We start from the raw sequence: 20617 nt of genomic DNA, 5'->3' as shown, positions 1-20617 counted from the left end.
GACGGTCCGCCCACAGCTTTCCGGTGCCGCCCCCAGGGGCGGCACCGGTGTTTCCGGGGTTGATCACAGCCTTCTCATCGTTCTCTTATTTCGGCCTTATCCCTTCATCACGCGCGGTACCTACCGTGCGGCCATGTTCTTCACCTACCTGAGGCGCGAACTGCGCCGCCGTAGAAAAGCGGCCCTCGTCGTCGCCTCCGGGCTCGCGCTGGGCATCGCGCTGGTCATCGTGGTCACCTCCGTGTCCTCCGGCATGGGCAAGGCCCAGGACAAGGTCCTCCAGTCCCTGTACGGACTGGGTACGGACATGACGGTCACCAAGGCCGCCTCGCCCACCGCGAGCGCCTCGGACCGGCCGCGCTTCCAGTTCGACGCGCAGGACAACGACTCCGACGCGGAGCAGAGCACCGACCGCGTCATGGTGCAGGGCTTCCAGACCCTGTCGACCGCGACCGTCACCAAGGTCGGCAAGCAGGGCGGTGTCTCCGACGCGGTCGGCGGACTGAGCCTCCAGGTCCTCAAGGTCGACGGCCAGTTCACCCGCGGCCAGTTCCAGCAGAACGACAACGCGGGCGGCACCGGCGGCCAGCAGGGCGGCGGCGCCGGTGGCAACGGCGGCGGCAACGGCCAGCCGCAGGGTGAAGTGCAGGGCGGCGGAGCCAACTTCGACGTCAACAGCTACTCCGTCTACGGCACCGACGTCACCGAGCCCGCGCTCGGCCCGCTGACCTCCTCGACGATCACCAGCGGCCGTACCTTCAAGACCACGGAGAACAACGGCAAGGTCGCCGTCCTCGACTCGGCGTACGCCAAGGAGAAGTCGCTCAAGGTCGGTTCCACGCTGACCATCAGCAAGGTCAAGTTCTCGGTGATCGGCATCGCCACGGCCGACAGCGGTGACGCCGCCGCCAACGTCTACCTTCCGCTGACCCAGGCTCAGACCCTCAGCGACTCGAAGGACAAGGTCACCACGATCTACGTCAAGGCGACCGACTCCCAGAAGATCGACAGCGTCAAGTCGACCATCCAGAAGAACGTCTCGGGCACCACGGTGACGACCTCCGCCGACCTCGCGGACACCGTCTCCGGGTCCCTCTCCACGGCCTCCTCGCTCGCCACCAACGTCGGCAAGTGGCTGTCCATCGCGGTCCTCATCGCCGCCTTCCTGGTCGCCGGTCTGCTCACCTCCTCGGCGGTCTCCCGCCGCGTCCGTGAGTTCGGCACGCTGAAGGCGCTGGGCTGGAAGTCCGGCCGGGTCACCCGGCAGGTCGTCGGCGAGGCCATGGTCAACGGCCTGCTGGGCGGCGCCCTGGGCATCGCCCTGGGCCTGGGCGGCGCATACGTCGTGACCGCCATCAGCCCCACTCTCCAGGCCCAGTTGGGCGGCGGCGGCGGGGGCCAGGGCGGGCCCGGCGGCGGTGGCGGCGGCTTCGGCGGTCCCGGTCGTCAGGCGGCGGCCAAGACCCTCGACGTGGCGCTGACGGCGCCGGTGAGCGTCACGACGGTGGCCGTCGCGGTGGGTCTCGCCGTGGCCGGCGGTCTGATCGCCGGGGCGTTCGGCGGCTGGCGCGCCTCCCGGCTGCGCCCGGCCGACGCGCTGCGCCGCGTCGAGTAGCCGAACCGCCCCACCCCTCATACGCACACCAGGAGTTGTTGTCCCCATGTACGAACTCAGAGGCGTCACCAAGCGCTACAGCAGGGGCAAGGAGACGGTCCACGCCCTCGCCGGGGTCGACCTGACCATCCCGGACGGCGACCGGCTCGTCATCCAGGGCCCCACCGGCGGCGGCAAGTCCACGCTGCTCCAGATGATCGGCGCGCTCGACCGGCCGTCCGAGGGCGAGATCGTCCTCGACGGCGTCGACCTGGCCAAGCTCTCCGAGGCCAGGCTCACGAAGGTGCGCAGCGAGAACATCGGCTTCGTCTTCCAGTCCTTCAACCTCATCCCGACGCTCAACGCGCAGGAGAACGTCGAGACCGCGCTCGTCCCGCTCGGCGTGAAGGTCAAGGAGCGGCGCGAACGGGCCGCCGAGGCGCTGAGGTCCGTCGGCCTGGGAGAGCGCCTCGGGCACCTGCCGTCCGAGATGTCCGGCGGCCAGCAGCAGCGCGTCGCGATCGCCCGCGCGCTGGTCAAGCAGCCGAAGGTGCTGCTCGCCGACGAGCCCACCGGCAACCTCGACGAGAGCATGCGCGACGAGATCATGGACGTGCTGCACACCATGTGGAAGGAGCACGGGCTGACCTTCATCATGGTCACCCACGACTCCTCGATCGCGAAGAAGGCCCCGCGCGTGGCGACGATCCGCAAGGGCAAGATCACGGTGAAGGAGAACGCGGCGTCGGCCTGACGGGGCCGCGGGACACCGGTTCGCTGAGCGCTGAGCGAACGCCCGCCGGAAGACAAGCCTCCGGCGGGCCGTTCGTGCTTGCGTGGCCCCATGACGGCACCCGAGACAAGCACGCCCCGCACCACGGTCGAGTACATCCGGTACCGGATCCCCGAGGAGCGGTCCGCGGAGTTCCTGGCCGCGTACACCCGAGCCGCGCGTGAACTCGCGGCCTCCCCGCACTGCGTCGACTACGAACTCGCCCGCTGCGAGGAGGACTTCGGCCACTACATCCTGCGGATCACCTGGACGTCGACCGAAGACCACCTCGAGGGCTTCCGCACCTCGGACCTGTTCCCCGCCTTCCTCGCGGAGATCCGCCCGTACATCGGGCACATCGACGAGATGCGGCACTACAAGGCCACCTCGGTGCACGGGACGGGCTCCGCCGTGCCCACGCTGTACGACTGGGCGGGCGGCGCGGAGGCCTTCGCCCGGCTCACCGAGGCCTTCTACACCAAGGTGCTCCGGGACGACCTGCTCGCGCCGGTCTTCGCGGGCCTCGCCCCCGAGCACGCCGAGCACGTCGCGCTCTGGCTCGCGGAGGTCTTCGGCGGGCCGCAGAGCTACTCGGCGACCCAGGGCGGCCACAGCCACATGGTGGCCAAGCACTTCGGGCGGGACATCACCGAGCCCCAGCGCCGCCGCTGGGTCAACCTCATCCAGGACGCGGCTGACGAGGCAGGTCTGCCGACCGACGCCGAGTTCCGTTCGGCGTTCCTCGCCTATGTGGAGTGGGGCACCCGGCTGGCCGTCCACTTCTCCGGCCCGGACGCCAAGCCGCCGGCCGAGCAGCCGGTGCCGCAGTGGGGATGGGGCGCGGCTCCGCCGTACCAGGGCTGACGGCCCCCGAGGGCTGACGGCCCCCCTCGAGGGGGAGGGGCGGCCGGGGGAGGGGCGGCTCTCAAACGGACGGAGTCTGGGAGCCGGCCCCCGCCCGCGTCGCGTCCGCGCCCCAGCTCGCCAGCAGCCGCAGCGCCTCCGCCGAGGCCGACCCCGGATCCGCGTGATACGTCACCATCGTCTGTTCGCCGTCGCCCATCAGCCTGAACCCCTCGAAGTTCAGGGAGAGTTCGCCGACCAACGGATGCCTGAGCAGCTTCACGCCGTGGCTCTTCTCCTTGACGTCGTGGGTCGCCCACAGCCGCCGGAAGTCCTCGCTCTTCACCGACAACTGGCCCACCAGCGCGGAGAGCCGCGGGTCGTCCGGATAGCAGCCCGCGTCCATGCGCAGGGCGCAGACGATGTCGATCGCCTTCTGCTCCCAGTCCACGAAGAGGTCCCGGTAGTCGGGGCGCAGGAAGACCAGCCGGGCCCAGTTGCGCTCCGCCACCGGCAGCTCCGCCCAGTCGCCGAAGACGGCCGCCGCCATCCGGTTCCAGCCCAGGATCTCGGTGCGCCGCCCGATGAGGTACGCCGGCACCGAGTCCATCGCGTCCAGCAGCTGCCGCAGCGGGCCCCTCACCTGCTGCTGCGGCGCGCTCTGCTTCTTCTTGTGCTTGGGCTTCGCCAGGTGGGTGAGATGCGCGTGCTCGGCGTCGGAGAGCCGCAGCGCCCTGGCGATGGAGTCCAGCACCTCCGCCGACACGTTCCGCCCGTTGCCCTGCTCCAGGCGCGTGTAGTACGCCACCGAGACCCCGGCCAGCTGCGCCAGCTCCTCGCGCCGCAGCCCCGGCACCCTGCGGTGCCGCCCGAAGTCCGGCAGCCCCACGTCCTCCGGCTTCAGCCTGGCCCGCCGGGTGCGCAGGAACTCGCTGAGCTCGGCACGCCGGTCCAGGGGGGCGCCGGGAGGTTCGGGGTGTTCGTCCATGCCGTCCAGTATTCCCGGTCGTACGCACACCAGCCTGACCCCGCCAGTGGTAGGCACAGCAGACGTACGCAGAGGCGTGACCTGGGTGAATGTTGTGCGATGGGGCAGGCTGGACGTCGTACCCGGCCGGAAGGCAGGCCGGAACACGAACCCCCCGCTAGGAGATCCAGGGCATGACCACCGTTGCCGCGTACGCCGCACCCTCCGCCAAGGCTCCGCTGGAGCGCACGACGATCGAACGCCGCGCGGTGCGCGAGTTCGACGTCCTCATCGACATCGAGTTCGCCGGAATCTGCCACTCGGACATCCACCAGGCCCGGGAGGGCTGGGGCGAGGCGATCTTCCCGATGGTGCCCGGTCACGAGATCGCGGGCGTCGTCTCCGAGGTGGGCCCCGGTGTCACCCGGTTCGCCGTCGGCGACCGCGTGGGTGTCGGCTGCCTCGTCGACTCCTGCCGTGAGTGCGACAACTGCAAGGCCGGCCTGGAGCAGTACTGCACCGGCGGCAGCGTCGGTACGTACAACGCCGTCGGCAAGGACGGCGAGCCCACCTACGGCGGCTACGCGCAGAAGATCGTCGTGGACGAGAACTACGTCGTCCGCATTCCCGACGGCCTCGCGCTCGACGTCGCCGCGCCGCTGCTCTGCGCCGGCATCACCACGTACTCCCCGCTGAAGCACTGGAACGCCGGCCCCGGCAAGAAGGTCGCGATCCTCGGCATGGGCGGCCTCGGCCACATGGGCGTCAAGATCGCGCACGCCCTCGGCGCCGAGGTGACCGTCCTGTCCCAGTCGCTGCGCAAGAAGGACGACGGCCTGAAGCTGGGCGCCGCCCACTACTACGCCACCAGTGACGAGAACACCTTCAAGGAGCTGAAGGGCACCTTCGACTTCATCCTCTCGACGGTCTCCGCCCCGCTGAACCTGGACGCCTACCTGTCCCTCCTCAAGACCGACGGCGCCTTCGTGAACGTCGGCGCGCCCGAGGAGCCCGTCGCCCTCAACCTGTTCTCGGTGATCGGCGGCCGCAAGACCCTCGCCGGCTCCGGCATCGGCGGCATCCAGGAGACCCAGGAGATGCTGGACTTCTGCGCCGAGCACGGCTTCGGCGCCGAGATCGAGCTGATCAGCGCCGACCAGATCAACGAGGCGTACGAGCGGGTGCTCGCCAGCGACGTCCGCTACCGCTTCGTGATCGACACGTCGACGATCTGACGGTCCCCGCGGATCCCGTGACGGACCTCGCGGACCTCGTGACGATCTCCGTCGCCCTCGGGACGGTCCCCGCGGCCTCCCGACCGTGAGTGGGCCCCCGGCGCATCGCGCCGGGGGCCCTCCTCGTCACCGGACGGGCGCCGGACGCCTCACGGGTTGCGCCGGTCCCTCCCCAGCAGCCACAGCAGATACGGCCCGCCCACCAGCGCGGTCAGCGCGCCCACCGGGATCTCCAGCGGCGGCAGCAGGGTGCGGGCGGCCAGATCCGCGCCGACCAGGACCACCGCTCCCGTCAACGCGCTCGCCACCAGAGGAAGTCGGGGCGTGCGGGTGAGGCGGCGGGCCAGTTGGGGCGCGGTGAGGGCGACGAACCCGATCGGTCCCGCCGCGCCCGTCGCGGTCGCCGCGAGCACGACCCCGAGGACGGTCAGACCCAGCCGCGCCCGGCCCACCCGTACGCCGAGCGCGGCCGCGGTGTCCGGGTCGAGGCCGAGCGGACGGGCGGCGCGGCTCGCCCACACCAGCGCGGGGAGCGCCAGCAGGAGCACGGCGGCCAGCGGCCCGGCCTGCTCCGGGCCGCGGCCGTTGAGGCTGCCGGTGAGCCACAGCTTGACCTGCTCGGCGGCCTCCAGCTCGCTGTCCGTGAGGTACAGCTGGACGACCGCGGACAGCGCGACGCCGATGCCGACACCGGTGAGCACGAAGCGGCTCGGCTGCATCCCGCGGCGCCAGGCCAGCAGATAGACGAGGGCGGCGGCCGCGAGACCGCCCGCGACGGACACCGCGGGCAGCGCGCCGGGCGAGGTGACGGCCCCGGTGGCCAGGGCGAGGACGGTCGCGGCGGCGGCGCCGTGCCCCACCCCGATCACGTCCGGGCCGGCCAGCGGGTTGCGGGTGACCGTCTGCACGAGCGCACCGGACAGCCCGAGGGCGGCGCCGACGAGGGCGCCGAGAGCGATACGCGGGACCCGGAGCTCGCCGACGACCAGATCGTAGGGACCGGTGTCACCGCGCAGGGTGCGCCACACCTCGGCCGGCGGGACGTAGGTCTGGCCGAGACAGGCGGAGCCGAGCATGACGGCCGCGAGGAGCAGCACGAGGGCCGCGGCGACACCGGCGGACCGGCGGTGCAGGAGGAGGGAGACCCGGGGGTGGGGGCGCAGAACCGCGGAACCTGCCGGACGCGCGGCCGGTACCCCGGTTCTCGCGGCCGGCACCTCGGTTCTCGCGGCCGGCACCTCGGTTCTCGCGGCCGCCGACCCGGTCTTCGCGGCCGCCGACCCGGGGTATCGGTTCGCCGACCCGTGGTGTCGGTCCGTCGGGTCGAGGTGTCGGTCCGTCGCTTCGGGGGTCATGTCACCGCCCCCTTCCGCCGCACCAGCACCACCAGCACCGGCACCCCCACCAACGCCGTCATCACCCCGGCCGGTACCTCGGCGGGAGCCCGCACCACCCGTCCCGCCACATCCGCGAGCAGCAGCAGCGCGGCGCCCAGCAGCGCGGACAGCGGCAGCACGAGCCGGTGCGCGGCACCGCGCGCGACCCGGCGGGCGAGATGCGGAACGGCCAGTCCCACGAAGGCGATCGGCCCCGCCGCGGCCACCGCGGACGCGGTCAGCAGGGTCGCCCCGAGCGCGGCACACACCCGTACCGTGTGCACCCGATGACCGAGCGCCCGAGCCGTCTCGTCGCCGAGGGCCAGGGCGTCCAGCCCCCGCGCGCACGCCAGCACCAGTGCCGCGCCCACCGCCAGGAACGGCAGCATCCGTACGACGGTGTCGGCGTCGCGCCCGCTCAACGCGCCGACCTGCCAGAACCGGAACTGGTCGAGGGTCGCCGCACTCGAGGTCAGGACGACGGTCGTGGCACCGGCGGTCATGGCGGACAGGGCGGTACCGGCCAGCGCCAGCTTCACCGGTGAGGCGCCGCCCCGGCCGCGGGCGGCGATGGCGTACACCAGGCACGCGGCGGCGACGGCGCCGACGAAGGCGTACCGGACGTACCCGGAGAAGCCGTCGGCGAGGCCGAGCGAGACGGCGAGGACGACCCCGGCCGCGGCGCCCTGGCTGAGGCCGAGGATGCCGGGGTCGGCGAGCGGATTGCGGGTGACCCCTTGGAGGGCCGCCCCGGCCACACCGAGCGCGGCTCCCGCCGTCAGCCCGATCTCCGTCCGCGGCAGCCGCAGCGACCGCACGACGAGGGCGTCCGGTGAGCTCCCGCCGTGCAGCAGGGCGTCGAGCACGGCGGACGGGGGCACCGCGCGGGTACCGACGGCGAGGCTGAGCACGGCCGCCGCGGTCACCAGCAGGGCGGCCGCCGGCCAGGCGAGGTGTTTCACGGGACGGTTACCTGCCGAGGTGGTCGGCGAGTTCGGTGACGACCAGGCGGGCGGCGGTCGGACCGGCGTTGAGGTACCACGGGTCGTCGTCGACCTGCACGGCCTGCCCGGCCTTGACGGCGCTCATCCCCTTCCACAGCGGCCCGGCCACCGTGCTCGCGGCATCCGTCCTGCTCGCGTCCCCCTGGACCGAGTAGAAGATCCAGTCACCGTCCGCGGTGTCGATCTTCTCGGCGCTGATGTCCTCCGAGATGGCGTTGAACCGCTGCGACTCGGGCCGGGAGAGCCCCATGTCGACGGCGATCGACCCGGTGAAGGACGACACGCCGAACATGCGGGTGCGGTCCGGGGTGAAGCGCACCATGGAGACGGTCGGGTCGCCCGCGACCGCGTCCCCCTGGCTCCGCGCGTCGCCCACGATCCCGTCGAGCAGCTTCCGCGCGGCCCGCCCCTTGCCGACCGACTCGCCGACGAGCAGCAGATCGCGCTTCCAGTTGATGCCCTGTCCGGCCGTGACCACGGTCGGCGCGATCTTGGACAGCTTGGCGTAGAGGTCGCCCAGGGAGTCGTTGACCAGGATCAGGTCGGGCTTCGCGGCCGCGAGCGACTCCAGGTTGGGCGCCTGACGGGTGCCCGCGTCGGTCATCGCCGCGAGCTTCGCCCTGTACTGCGGGTAGGCGTCCGTCAGGTAGTCCGGGACCAGACCCGCGTTGTCGGCACGGGTGGAGGCGGTCGGGACCACACCGAGGCTGAGCAGGTCGTCGAGCTGCCCCGTGCTGATCACGGCGATCTTCTTCGGCTCCGCCTCGACGGTGGTGGTCCCCCGGAAGTGCTTGACCGTGCGCGGGAACGTCCCGTCGGTGTCGGTGTCCGCGCCCATACCGTCGGCGAGGACGTCGGGTGCGGCCGAGGGGCCCGCCGACGCCCCGGCGACGAGGTTGCGCTCGCCTTCGGTCCGGGACGAGGACTTGGCATCGTTGTCAGCGGCGGCCGAGCATCCGACCAGCAGCCCTGCGACGACGAGGGACGCCACGAGGGACAGGACGGATCCGACGGACAAGCCGGACCCGGCGGCCCTGACAGATCCGGCGGCCCTGACAGGCCCGGCGGCCCGAACGGCCCCTACAGGCCCGGCGGATCCTCCCGGGAGGGACCTGCCCGGGAGGGACCAGCCCGGGAGGGGCTTCCGCTTCGACGTACGCACAGCGCTGCTCCGATCGCCACTACTAAGGCGAGCCTTACCTTAGCTGGTCCGGAGGGCTGCGGAATCTCGGGTTCAGGACACGGGAAACGACTCGCCGTCGCCGTAGGACCGCACGAGGACTCCGCCGCCCGGGGCGGGACGCACGGAATGGGCCCGGCCGCGCCCGGCCACCCGCGCGCGGCCGTCGCCACCCTCGCCCCCGACCTCCAGCAGCGTGTTCTCGTCGATGGCCACCCCGTGCGCCAGCCGGCCGTCCGCCACGACGGCCGCCAGCCGCCCCAACGTCCCCCACTGCGCGGCATGGTTGTCCACCCCGAACGGCACGAGCCCCAGCCCGGGCCGGACCTCGAGCTCCTCGAGATCCTCCGCGGTGTCCGGCGGACACACGGCGACCCCGTCCACCAGCCACCCCCCGACCACCGCGTCCCGCGACGCCATCGCGGCTCCCGCGGAGAACCCGGCGTACGGAAGTCCGCGCTCGCGCAGCAGGGCGGACAGCGGACCGGAGGACTCGGCGAACGCCTCCTGATACGCGGGCGTCAGCCCACCGCAGACGAACACCCCGGCCACGTCCTCGGTCACCGTGCCGACCTCGAACCGCTCCCCGACCGGCACCAGCACGGGCACGGGCGTACAGTCCCCTGCCTTCCGCAACGCGACCTCGTACCGGGCGAACTGCTCGGCTCCGTCGCCCTCGTCGACGATCACACAGAGGACGCGGGGCGCCGGGCCGGAGCCGGACACCGACGCCTTCGAGGCCTTCGACGCCTCCGACGCGGCGCGGGCCGCGCGCAGGAACGGCCCGTGCACGACGTCGGCGACCGTCTCCTCCCACCCGCCGCCGATCAGGAACACCCGGCCACCACTGCTCTTCGTACCGCTGCTCACGTGCACTTCCCCCCAGGGTTCATGGCTCATGGACGACTCGGGCAAGTAACTCACGAAGGGCGGCCGGTCCGGCCGGTTCGCGCCTCAGCCACCGGCCCGGAGCCCCTGGAGACCGTCGTAGGCGGCCATCACGAGGTCCAGCCCCCGGGTGTCCTGCGCCGGTTCGCGCATCTGATTGGTCACGTAGGCCACCACCGCGCGGGCCTCGGGGTCGATCATGACCGTCGAGCCGCCCCAACCGCCCCACCCGTAGGTGCCGCCGAACCGCCCGTAGCCCAGACCCCAGCTGATCGGCATGCCCAGGACGCGGTCCTCGCCGCTGAACTGCTCCTCCCAGGCCCGGTCGCAGCCCGCCCGGGACAGCAGCCGCACCCCACGCACGGAGCCCCCGCAGGCCATCGCCGACTGGACGAGGGCGACCGAGCGGGCGTTGCCGAAGCCGCTCGCCGCCGGGATCTGCGCCCGCCGCCAGGCCACGCTGTTGCCGTCGCGGAGCCGGATCGCGGTCGGGGTGGCCGTCACGGTCCGGTCCACGTCGCTGCGGGCCGCGCCCGCCGTGTAGTCCTCGTCCCGGGACGGCGGCGGGACCGTGAGCGCCACCCGGTGATCGTGCTCGGCCGGCAGCCCCATGCGGAAGTCCGCGCCCAGCGGTCCGGCGATCTCCTCGGCGAAGAACTCACCCGGGCTCCGGCCGGTGATCCGGCGCACGACCTCGCCCACGAGGAACCCCTGGGTGAGCGAGTGGTATCCGGCCGCGCTGCCCGGCTCCCACTGCGGAGCCTGCGCGGCCAGTCGTGCCGTCGCGGCCGGCCAGTCGTAGATGTCCGCCACCGGGCCGTCCCAGTCGGGCAGTCCGGCGGTGTGCGAGAGCAAGTGCCGTACCAGCACCGCCTCCTTGCCCGCCGCCGCGAACTCCGGCCAGTACCGGGCCACCGGCGCGTCCGGATCGAGCTCGCCCCGGTCGGCCAGAACCAGCGCGCACAGCGCCGTCATCGTCTTCGTGACGGACCAGACGTTGACGATCGTGTCCCGCTGCCAGGGGACACCGCGCGCCGCGTCGGCGAACCCGCCCCAGACGTCCACCACCGGCTCGCCGTCCACGAAGACGGCCACCGAGCCGCCGAGGTCCCCGCCGTCCAGCAGCGCGGCCAGCGCGGTGGGCACGGCGGTGAACAGGTCGTCGTACGAGCCCTGGATGTCAGCCATGCCCGTCATTGAGCCCCCACCGGACGGCCGGAGGCAACCGAATTCCGACGCCGACAGGCGCTACCGGCCGGGTTCGCCCATCGGGGCCCGGGGCTCTCCGGGCGGGGAGTCCTGTGCGCCCATGTCCAGCCGGAACGGCGGGTACGCGTCGGTCATCAGCGCCGCGTAGGCGCCCACCCGCGCGACCCAGCGGGCCAGGCCGAGCAGGAAGTCGAAGAGGTGCACCGGATAACGGCCGGTGAAGGCCAGGATGATCACGGCGACGAAGGAGAGGAAGAAGACGAGCCCGCCCCCGTGCCACCGGTCCATCCCGCCCCAGCCCCAGCCCCAGTCGCCGACGAACATCCCCACGACGATGTACTGCGGGATGGCCAGCAGCCACCACTTCACCAGCACCAGACCGCGCGACAGACGCTCGGGATAGACGACGTCGAAATGTGCCGGGTAGTCGGGCACCTCGGCGAGGGTGAACGGCGGGTACCGGTCGGTACCGAGAGCTGCGTGGGCGTAGTAGGCGACACGCCAGTTCCAGCGCATCACACCGACGTTGAAGTCGAAGAGCGCCCGCGGATACCTGGCCGTGAACAGGATCGCGAAGAACGCGACGACGGTCACGAAGGAGAACGCGATCCACAGGAAGAAGAGCACGATGTAGTGCGGGATGGCGAGGAACCACTTCACCAGCCACATCCATCTGGACAGCCGCGGATCGAGAAACGCCTCGATCCGCACAGGAGACACGGCGACCGGAATCATGGGGACCAGCTCAGTTCCCGGATCATGATCCCAGGCTCGCACACCGCAGGAAGGGCCGCGACCGGGGCTCTTTCGCTCACCCGAACCCGCTGGAAGACGGGCTGGGCGCTGTGCGGCGTGCGAGCAGGGTCACGGTGCGGGTTCGGATTTGGGTTCGGGGTGGGTTCGAGTGGGGTTCGGGTTGGGTTCGGGGGTTTCACCGCGGCTGCTTGTCCGGTGGGCTTACTCAGGCCGAGTTGAGTAGGTGCGCTCATGCCCGGCGGGTGGCCGGGCGGCGAGCATCGGTGCAGCGGCGCGGGGTGCGGTGCGCCGGCCCGATGCAGCTGACTCAGTTACGGAGAATCCCATGTCCCGTCGTCGTATCGCTCTGTCCGTTGCCGCCGGTGTCGTCGTCCTCGGTGCTGCCGGTGCCTTCGCTCTCGCCCACGCCGGGGAGCAGCCTCCCGCGCTGGCGGACAGTACTGCCCGCTACACCGCGCCCGACGGCGACCGCGACGGCTCGCTGACCTTCGTCACCGATGTCACGGCGTCCTCCGGTGTCAAGAGCGTGAAGGTGCTGGCCTGGCCGGAGAACTCGTCCTTCGCCGAGAAGCAGCTGACCACCAAGGACATGGCAGCGGCGGAGCCGGCCGTCTGCGAGTCCTCCGGGGAGGACACCGTGCGCTGCACCTACACCGCTGAGGTCACCGCTTCCGACGCCGAGTCGTCCCCGCGCGGCCGGTGGCACATCGCGGTCCTGGCCACCGCCCAGGACGGCACCACGACCCTGAACACCGAGGCCTCCGACTTCACCGTCAGGTAGGCCGGCGGCGGGCAGATGACCGAGGGCAGGAGTGAGAGCGGGAGTGAGAGCGGGCGGCGACGGGCGTTCGGCCGCACCTCCCCGGCAGGGGGCTGCGTGCGGCCACTTGCCCGTCAGCTCCGGGGCGGGCGGACGCGCTGCCGATGAGTGCAGTGCCCTCACATGCTCATCGCTCGATGAAGCGGGGGTCCGGCCACGAGGTGATCGGCTCGTCGGAGACCGAGTAGATCTCCAGGAGCGAGAGGTAGGGCACTGCTGGTGAGCTTGTTTTGTCTCCTGTCTCCGGTCTCGCCGCCCTGGCCGGCCGTCGCAACCTGTTCGAGTCTCTACAGGGAACCTCTCGCGGAGCGGCACGCGATGCTCGGGGCAGAGCTCAGATGTTGCTCAGACGGCTTGCTGATGGGCCAAAGTACTGGTCAGCTCGACGCACGCCTGGGCGACACCGAGCGCTCAGTGCCGAAGGCGTCCCATGGACAGTGCTCGGCAACACACCCTGGTCTCAGGGTGCACACGGGGGAGGAACGCTCATGCGATACGGACTTCGCGCTGCCTTGGGGACAGCGGTACTGCTGGTCACGGCCTCGACGGGCTGCTCGGGTGGCGATGGGAACTCAGCGAGGCCGTCCGGCTCCCGCGCCCCCGCCACGACCGCTGCGCCGACTCCCTCGCATCCGGACCTGACCGAGGTGATCAACAGAGCCCGAACCACTCTGATGACGTCGGGGGCGGTGGGTGCCGACGCCCCCGGCTCTCAGGGCCTGATGCTGGTCGAGCCCTGGCCGACCGGCGCCGCCTACGCCTGGGAGACCCGCGACCAGCGACTGTGCTGGGCATCGGTCGCCGAAGCTGCGTTCTCCATGCGAGCCTGCGCTTCCAAGCCCATGGCCATCGAAGACTCAAGGGGGGTGCACCCGCTCGCAACCCTCTTCACCGACGGCTGGGTTCGTCTGTTCGCCGCCGACCACCAGCAGGTGACTTCCGCGACCTGTGGCGGAAAGCCCCTGGAAGTCCGCCGGGTCGGCACCGTTGCGCAGGGCGTCCGGACACTGTATGCCGTGTGGTTCCCGGACTACACGAAGGGCAGCATTGAGCTGTCGCTGAGCCACGACGGCACAACGTCCGAGGCCTCGCTCCAGCTCGGTGACGCCGGCGACCGCACCTGCGCCGCTGTCCCCTAGGTTCTGGTCCGGAGCCAGATGATCGTTGCTGCGACGGCAGCATGGATGAGGTCTGTGGACGCGGCTTGATGATCCATGTCAAGCGGCGTTCACAGCCCTTTCTGTCATCGGCGCACACAGCTTTACCGGCGCTGGGGGAATGCGACAGTTTGAGTACTGCGCCTCGGCACGGTCCTGGTTACCCTCCAGTCACGTTGACCTGCGGGGATGGCCCGAGCGGGCGACCTTTGACGAGTGGATATGCGAGACGGCGATTGCTGGATAGAGTCGTCTCGTTACAACTGGTTGCGGGGACAACCAAAGCGCCTTCGGCTGCCCCCGTCCTGGGGAGGGCCTGCAGCACATGAGTCGTCGCTCTACGGGTTCTGTCGGCGTCTGGGCTGAGATGCAACGGCAGCAGCAGCGCCAGCTGGAAGCCGAAGCCAGACGGCGTAGACAGCAAGAACAGCAAGCGCGGGCTTACCAACGGCGAGCTGCCCAGAGCCACCGTGAGTACCGGCAGGCAGAGGCTCTACGGCGCACGGAAGAACTCGACGCGCAGGTTGTGTCGTTGCAAGGTCTTCTTGCCTCGGGCTGCCAGGCTCCGGCCTTCAAGGCTGCCTCTCTCATGCGACCCGAGGATGTCCAGGCCTTCGCTCCAGGACCGTTGGCACAGCCGGTACCCATGCCGGATTTCAGTCACTACCAGACGCAGAGCGGCTGGACCGCGAGTCGCAGGGCCCAGGCGCAGGCCGAAGCACGAGCGCGCTTCGAGCGTGACTGGCAGGCCGCCCAGGCCGCGGAGACTCAGCGACAGCAACAACTGGCGTCGTACCAGCGGGAGTACCAGCAATGGGTTGATGCGCAGCTGGCGGATGTACGGCGGCACAACGCCGGCATCAGCGCGATAACCGATGGCGTAAGGCGCCAGGATCCCGACTCCGTGATCGAGTACTTCTCTGCCGCTCTCTACGCCTCGACGGCATGGCCGGAAGGTTTCCCACGTCAGGTGGCAGCTGCCTACGACCCGGCAGCACGGCAGTTGGTACTGGATTGGGAGCTGCCCGCTTACAGCATCGTGCCGGAGATCAAGGCCGTTCGGTACATGTCCGGGGTCGACCAGGACAAGGAGACCCCCCGCCCAGCAGGCCAGCGCCGGGCTCTGTACAGGGAGGTTTTGGCCCAGTGCATGCTGCTTGTTCTGCACGAGCTGTTCGGCGCGGACGAGCTGGGTGCGCTTGAGTCAGTGGCCTTGAACGGGTTCGTCGACGGGCATGATCCTACGACGGGCCGACCGGGTCATATCTTCCTCGCAACCGTCATGGCCTCGCGCTCAACGTTCCGTGGCCTGCACCTGGCACAGGTCGACGCAAGTAGTTGCCTGGCTGACGCACTCCGCGGGCAGCTCTCGGTGCGACCCGACCAACTCACGCCAGTGCGACCGAGCAGGCGGCCGCAAGAGGTCGGGAACCGCGTTGTCGCCCACGGCAGCGACGAGGAACCGGACCTGTTCGCCATGGATCCGATCGCCTTCGAGAATCTTGTCGCCGATCTCTTCCGTGCTATGGGGATGCAGGCGGTGACCACCCAGCGCTCCAATGATGGCGGTGTGGACGTCGACGCACTGGATCCGACACCGATCCGAGGCGGCAAGATCGTCGTGCAGGTGAAGCGCTACCGCAACACGGTGCCGCCCACCGCTGTGCGCGACTTGTACGGAACCGTGCAGGACGCCGGCGCCAACAAGGGTGTCCTCGTGACTACGTCGGGGTTCGGCCCTGGCTCACACACCTTCGCCAACGGCAAGCCACTGGAACTCATCTCGGGCTCTGAACTCGTCGACCTGCTCCATCGCCATGGACTGCGTGGTCGGCTGGGTGAGGGAGGCCGCCAAATCCCTGCGCAGGCGACGCCCTCGAGGCCGGACACTCGGCTGCCCGACGACTACAACGTCCTGGGTATGTCGTGGACCGGAAGCGTCGCCTTGGACGTGTGCGCTCTCGTCTGCCGTGGCAACCGGGTCCTCAGCGACGATCACTTCGTCTTCTTCAACAACCCGCAGACGCCGGACGGCTCAGTGCGTGCCCTTCCCGCCACCGCACCTGACAAGGCCGCGATCTGTGTCTCGTTCGACGGGTTGCCCGATGAGGCCGACCGGTTCGTACTCGTGGCAGCCATCGACCCAGAGGTCAACCCGGACGCCGACCTCTCTGGTTTCACGGACGCCGGCATCCGCCTACTCGACCCAGGGCTCGCTGAGCTGGGACAACTTGAAGTCTCCGACGGCCGGCTCCGCGAAACCGCCTTGGTGCTCGGCTCCTTCCGCCGAAGGTCAAACGGGGACTGGGACTTCGTCCTGGGCGGCAAGGGCTACACGGGCGGCCTGGAGGAACTCGTTCAGGATTTCGGCATCGAGGTGGAGTAGAGCCCATCCGGGTCCAAAGCTGCTGCGCCGGAGTGTTCGGACGGCAGTTGGGGTTGTCGGCTGCGGCGATCGCGACCCCTTCCGATGGTGCGGCCAACAGCCGCGTCAGCTCGCGGGTCGGACGCCGAGGATGGGTCGCGATCGCGCGGCGCACCGTGTGATCGGGATCGGCGGCCGGGCGACGGACGAGTTCCACAGGCAGGTCGAAGTCCTGCGGGGCCAGCTGCCGCGTCCTCGGGTTGGGATCGGTGGCCAAGCGGCGAAGAACGTCCTGTGCTCGTCCGGATCGGGGTCGCGGTCCCGGGCGATCTTCTCCTCCGTAACGGCGTCGAAGAGGCCGTGACCATCGCCCGGAACGACCATCGGTGTCCGTACGCCCACGCCTGAAAGGATCCGGCCGGTGCCGGACAGGACGGGTTGTGGAATCCATGACGGAAGAGGAGTCGCGCCAGAGGCAGCGGGCGCGCTTCGAAAGACTGGCGCACGTGGTGGTGGAACCGTTGCACCGGTATCTGCTGCGACGGACGAGCGCCGACATGGTCGACGACATCCTGGCGGAGGCGATGCTGGTGCTGTGGCGCCGCATTGACGACGTCCCCGGCCTGGGGTCGGCGCCGGCTTCCCTGCCCGACCCCGATGACGTGCTGCCGTGGTGCTACGGGGTGGCGCGGGGCTGCCTGGCGAATGCCCGGCGTGCCGACGGGCGCCGGCTCCGGCTGGTGGAGCGGTTGATCCGGACGCAGGAGCAGCAGCCGGCCGGGGTCGCCGACCACAGCGATCTGCACGCCGCGCTCGCCGCCCTCGGGGCGCTGGACCGTGAGGTGGTGCGGCTGTGGGCGTGGGAGGGGCTGGCGTCCCGGCAGATCGCGGAGGCGACCGGGCTGACGTCCAACGCCGTGAGCATCCGGCTGCACCGGGCGAAAAGGAAACTCGCCGAACACCTGAGGCGAAAGCAGGACGAACCGTCCGGACACAAGAGAGATGAAGGAAGGAGCGGTCAGTGAATGACGACGAGTTGCTGGCCCGGCTGAAGTCCGCGGACCCGGCACTGACCCCACATGCTCCGCCGCCCGACATCGACCGACTTGTGGAGCACACCTTGACCACCGACACCGCGTTCCAGACCGGCAATACGGTCCCCGCGAAGACCGCTGCGCGACGGAGCCGCCGTCAGCTCCTCGGACTCGCGGCGGCTGCCGGTCTGCTTCTGCTCGGCGGCGGCATCGCCGGAGGAGTCATGGCGAACGACGACAACGGGCACTCGGCCTCGACCGGCCCACTGACACTCACCACCCACAGCGGCTTCGGCAGTCAGAAGTGTGTGGCACCCACTCCCGAGACCCTGCGTGGGTACCCGACCCTCTTCGTGGGAACGGTCACTTCCATCAAGGGTTCCACGGTCACCTTCCGCGTCGACTACTGGTTGAAGGGCGGCGACACGGAGACGGTCGTGCTCGACAGCGACGCGAGCCGGCCGGAGGCGCTGACGTTCTCGGAAGGCGAGCGCTACATCGTGGCCGCCGAGAACGGCGTCGTCCCGGTGTGCGGTGCGAACGGGGCCTCGGACGAGATCGTCGACGAGTTCCGCCAGGCGTTCGGGAAGTAACGGAAACCAGCTGCACGGACGATCCGAGCCCACCGCCGGCCGCGGTGGGCTCGGGCCGGTTCGGAAAGTCGGCCCTTCTGTTGGTGTGACCGTGTCGCGCCGTCATGGTCGGTTCGCAACCCTTTGGGTCAGGGTGCGCGCCGCACGCCCTCGGCGCCCGTCCCTCAGGGCGTGCGGCACACGAGCGGGTCGTGGCTCAGGAGGTGGCGTTCCAGGAGTGTGCGACGTCGATGACCACGCGATCATCCAGCTGCGTCACCCGGAACGGCAGCCGCGCACGCACGCCGACCCCGATCAGCACAGCATCCTCTAGGGCATCGGCGTAGCGAGTGTCCTTGAACGTCTGGTAGCCCGTGATGTCCACTCCGGGCAACGGTTGCCCGTGCTGCCCCGGGTAGGACTGCGAGCCGGTCGACGGGTCGTAGTTCGGTCCCACGGAGATCTGGAGGATCGCCCCGCCGTCGACGGGGATCTCCCCCGTACCGGGCGTGGTCAGCTTGTCGACGTACTTGACGCGGTAGCCGATCGGTCCGGCCGCCGAACCCTTGAAGTCGAGGACCATGCGGTCGAAGCACTCGTGCTGAGCGGTCCTGATGTTCACCAGCGGGGGCTTGTAGTCCTCCGTCGGCGACACGCGCTTCTCGAGGCTGCCCCACCCGGTCTCACACACTGCCGACGCGCCGGTGTCGGCCTGCGCTGTCCCCACCGTTCCTGCGATCCCGGCTCCCGCCAGCATGAGAGCTGTCAGTGTGGTTCCGAGTCGTCGCATGGTTGCTCCCAAAGATCGAGTACACGTGTACGGCGCCAGGGCCTGCCCACCGGAACAGGCCTCAAGAGGCCGCGGGGTGGTTCAGACTGGGCCCGCAATGTGATCGCACCTGGCCCGGACCATCACGAAAGGGCAACAGTCAAACGGCCGAGGAAGCACCTTGATGAGGGTGAGCGGTGAGCTAACGCCGCAGGTGGGCCAGCTCCTCCTCCGCCACCGGATACGGCCGCTCCTCCGGCAACAACGCGGTCGCGCGACCGAGTTCACCGGCCCGCACCTGCGCGTGTGCTTCTCTCACCAGCGGCGTCACGTCCTCGATCCCGAGGATCCACTCGTCGGCGTACCGCACGGTCGCCTCGCCCGCGAGCCCCAGCTGAAGAGACCGGTACGGAAGGGCGTTGAAGTGCAGGTCCCGCTCCGGATCCCACTGCACCCGCGCCGGGGCCTGCTTCAACTGCCGCTTCCACTCGGCCTGGTCAGCATGCAGTTCCGGCACGTAGTGCGAGAGACACGCGTGCCGCAGCGCCCACTCGAATCCCTCGCGGGTGATCTCCACGGCCAGAACGCTCTCCTGACCCTCCTTCGTGCCCCACCCGCAGCGGTACATCATCCACAGGAAGCTGGGTTTGATCCACGTCATCCTGTCCCGCTTCCACACGGTCGGGAAACGGCCGTCGCGGACGGCGGGCAGGCCGATTTCCGGGGAGTACGCCTGGTAGACGGTGATCGTGGACTCCGTGTGAGCCGCACGGATGCCGTGTAGCGGTTGTTCCATGGCGTACAGCGTGGGGCGGGCCCGTGCAGGCGGCCACTGATTTTCGGACCACAGTTCACTGCGCCCCGGTCGGGCAGGAGACCCTGAAGGCGTGGATACGCAGCCCTAGGACGGGGCGGTGGCGTCGGCGACGGCGTCCGAGGTGTCGGTGCCCGGAGGGGACGGTTCTCGGAGTTGCTCGCGCCCGTAGTTCCAGACCACCGCGATCAGCGCGGCGATCGGTACCGCGAGCAGACTGCCCACGATGCCGGCCAGGCTGCCGCCCAACGTCACCGCGAGCAGGATCACCGCCGCATGAAGGCCGAGCCCACGACTTTGGATCATGGGCTGGAACACGTTGCCCTCGAGCTGTTGCACCACGACGATGATGGCCAGCACGATCAGCGCGTCCGTCAGGCCGTTGGAGACCAGCGCGATGAGAACCGCGACGAGACCGGCGAACAGGGCGCCGATGATCGGCACGAACGCGGAGACGAAGGTCAGCACCGCCAGCGGGAGCACCAGCGGTACCCCCACGATCCACAGGCCCAGGCCGATCAGGACGGCGTCGAGCAGGCCGACGGCCGCCTGGGAACGCACGAACGCTCCCAGGGTGTCCCAGCCGCGCGCGGCCACGGCCGGGACGTCGGTGGCCAGCCGACCGGGCAGCTGACGGGCGAGCCACGGCAGGAACCGCGGGCCGTCCTTGAGGAAGAAGAACATCAGGAAGAGGGCCAGGACGGCAGTGACCAAGCCGTTCACCACGGTGCTCACTCCCGTGACGACAGCGCCGACCATGCTGCCGAGACCGTCCTGCGCGCGGGAGACCGCGGTGTCGAAGGCCTTGTTGATCTGGGCGTCACCGATGTTCAACGGCGGCCCGGCGGCCCACTCGCGCAACTTCTGGATGCCTTCGACCACGCCGTCGGTCAGCTCACCGGACTGGGATGCCACCGGTACCGCGATCAGCGCCACGACGCCGATGGCGACCAGGAGGAACAGCACCGTCACGACCGATGCGGCGAGGGCGGGTTTCCACCCGCGACGAAGCAGGAAACGGGTCGGTGGCCAGGTCAGCGTGGTCAGCAGCAGGCCGACCACGAGCGGCCAGACGACCGACCACATCCGGCCCAGGATCCACAACGTCACCGCGAGCATCAGAAATATGAGCAGCAGCTCGGCGGAGGCACGCGCCGTCGTGCGGAGCGCGGCGCGGGCTCGTGTGGAACTCAACGTGGCAGTCACGGATGCACCCTATGGGTACGCAAGTCATACCGGAATCGCTGCTCACACTGTGTGGA

General features: G+C 70.2%; 19 protein-coding genes. 9 read left to right on the top strand and 10 right to left on the bottom strand.

Annotation, left to right across the window (positions count from 1 at the left end; all coding sequences use genetic code 11):
- Positions 1-133 precede the first annotated feature (133 nt).
- From OG933_RS17115 to OG933_RS17105, 3 genes are all read left to right on the top strand, one after another.
- The gene (locus OG933_RS17115) at positions 134-1615 is read left to right on the top strand and encodes an ABC transporter permease (protein ID WP_405627705.1); all 1482 of its coding nucleotides are present in this window, start codon (positions 134-136) and stop codon (positions 1613-1615) included.
- 46 nt (positions 1616-1661) lie between these two features.
- Positions 1662-2348 carry an ABC transporter ATP-binding protein gene (locus OG933_RS17110; RefSeq protein WP_054242539.1) on the top strand — a complete coding sequence of 229 codons (687 nt, stop codon included), beginning with the start codon at positions 1662-1664 and terminating at the stop codon, positions 2346-2348.
- 90 nt (positions 2349-2438) lie between these two features.
- On the top strand, positions 2439-3230 hold the full coding sequence (locus tag OG933_RS17105; protein ID WP_362517367.1) for an antibiotic biosynthesis monooxygenase: 792 nt from the start codon (positions 2439-2441) through the stop codon (positions 3228-3230).
- A gap of 61 nt (positions 3231-3291) precedes the next feature.
- Here the strand turns inward: OG933_RS17105 and OG933_RS17100 are convergent, their stop codons facing one another.
- Positions 3292-4197 (bottom strand): helix-turn-helix transcriptional regulator, encoded by a 906-nt coding sequence (locus tag OG933_RS17100; protein WP_362517364.1) that lies wholly within the window; start codon positions 4195-4197, stop codon positions 3292-3294.
- Positions 4198-4370: 173 nt separating this feature from the next.
- Between OG933_RS17100 and OG933_RS17095 the strand changes: the two genes are divergently transcribed.
- Positions 4371-5411, top strand: coding sequence for an NAD(P)-dependent alcohol dehydrogenase (locus tag OG933_RS17095; RefSeq protein ID WP_405627703.1), 1041 nt, complete (start codon positions 4371-4373; stop codon positions 5409-5411).
- Positions 5412-5560: 149 nt separating this feature from the next.
- Here the strand turns inward: OG933_RS17095 and OG933_RS17090 are convergent, their stop codons facing one another.
- From OG933_RS17090 to OG933_RS17065, 6 genes are all read right to left on the bottom strand, one after another.
- Positions 5561-6766: a FecCD family ABC transporter permease gene (locus OG933_RS17090; protein ID WP_405627702.1), complete on the bottom strand. Its 1206-nt coding sequence runs from the start codon at positions 6764-6766 to the stop codon at positions 5561-5563.
- Positions 6763-7749, bottom strand: a complete 987-nt coding sequence (locus OG933_RS17085; protein ID WP_405627700.1) for a FecCD family ABC transporter permease — start codon at positions 7747-7749, stop codon at positions 6763-6765. Before OG933_RS17085 ends, OG933_RS17090 begins: the two co-directional genes overlap by 4 nt.
- Positions 7750-7756: 7 nt before the next feature.
- Positions 7757-8809, bottom strand: a complete 1053-nt coding sequence (locus OG933_RS17080; RefSeq protein WP_405627698.1) for an ABC transporter substrate-binding protein — start codon at positions 8807-8809, stop codon at positions 7757-7759.
- Between the two features lie 216 nt (positions 8810-9025).
- Positions 9026-9841 (bottom strand): hypothetical protein, encoded by an 816-nt coding sequence (locus OG933_RS17075; protein WP_405627697.1) that lies wholly within the window; start codon positions 9839-9841, stop codon positions 9026-9028.
- An 84-nt stretch (positions 9842-9925) separates the two neighbouring features.
- Positions 9926-11047, bottom strand: coding sequence for a serine hydrolase domain-containing protein (locus OG933_RS17070; RefSeq protein ID WP_362517347.1), 1122 nt, complete (start codon positions 11045-11047; stop codon positions 9926-9928).
- Positions 11048-11107: 60 nt separating this feature from the next.
- The gene (locus OG933_RS17065; RefSeq protein WP_362517344.1) at positions 11108-11803 is read right to left on the bottom strand and encodes a DUF4389 domain-containing protein; all 696 of its coding nucleotides are present in this window, start codon (positions 11801-11803) and stop codon (positions 11108-11110) included.
- Positions 11804-12149: 346 nt separating this feature from the next.
- Here OG933_RS17065 and OG933_RS17060 point away from each other — a divergent pair, with 346 nt between their 5' ends.
- From OG933_RS17060 to OG933_RS17040, 5 genes are all read left to right on the top strand, one after another.
- Entirely contained in the window at positions 12150-12605 is a 456-nt protein-coding gene (locus OG933_RS17060; protein WP_405627695.1) for a DUF5707 domain-containing protein, read from the top strand.
- A gap of 728 nt (positions 12606-13333) precedes the next feature.
- Positions 13334-13783 (top strand): hypothetical protein, encoded by a 450-nt coding sequence (locus OG933_RS17055; RefSeq protein ID WP_362517338.1) that lies wholly within the window; start codon positions 13334-13336, stop codon positions 13781-13783.
- 343 nt (positions 13784-14126) lie between these two features.
- On the top strand, positions 14127-16187 hold the full coding sequence (locus OG933_RS17050) for a restriction endonuclease (RefSeq protein ID WP_362517335.1): 2061 nt from the start codon (positions 14127-14129) through the stop codon (positions 16185-16187).
- 428 nt (positions 16188-16615) lie between these two features.
- On the top strand, positions 16616-17191 hold the full coding sequence (locus OG933_RS17045; RefSeq protein WP_405627692.1) for an RNA polymerase sigma factor: 576 nt from the start codon (positions 16616-16618) through the stop codon (positions 17189-17191).
- A complete protein-coding gene (locus OG933_RS17040; protein WP_405627691.1) occupies positions 17188-17793 on the top strand; it encodes a hypothetical protein in 606 nt (201 codons plus the stop codon). The genes OG933_RS17045 and OG933_RS17040 overlap by 4 nt, the downstream gene beginning before the upstream one ends.
- A gap of 196 nt (positions 17794-17989) precedes the next feature.
- Here the strand turns inward: OG933_RS17040 and OG933_RS17035 are convergent, their stop codons facing one another.
- From OG933_RS17035 to OG933_RS17025, 3 genes are all read right to left on the bottom strand, one after another.
- Positions 17990-18562 (bottom strand): hypothetical protein, encoded by a 573-nt coding sequence (locus OG933_RS17035; protein ID WP_362517327.1) that lies wholly within the window; start codon positions 18560-18562, stop codon positions 17990-17992.
- Positions 18563-18743: 181 nt separating this feature from the next.
- Positions 18744-19337 (bottom strand): DUF4291 domain-containing protein, encoded by a 594-nt coding sequence (locus OG933_RS17030; RefSeq protein ID WP_405627690.1) that lies wholly within the window; start codon positions 19335-19337, stop codon positions 18744-18746.
- A 105-nt stretch (positions 19338-19442) separates the two neighbouring features.
- On the bottom strand, positions 19443-20561 hold the full coding sequence (locus OG933_RS17025) for an AI-2E family transporter (protein ID WP_405627689.1): 1119 nt from the start codon (positions 20559-20561) through the stop codon (positions 19443-19445).
- Between the last annotated feature and the right edge of the window lie 56 nt (positions 20562-20617).

The organism is Streptomyces sp. NBC_00016, from assembly GCF_045040885.1.
Classification (GTDB): domain Bacteria; phylum Actinomycetota; class Actinomycetes; order Streptomycetales; family Streptomycetaceae; genus Streptomyces; species Streptomyces coriariae.
The sequence above is the reverse complement of the archived record's forward strand: the minus strand, read 5'-3'. Positions and strand labels throughout refer to the sequence as shown.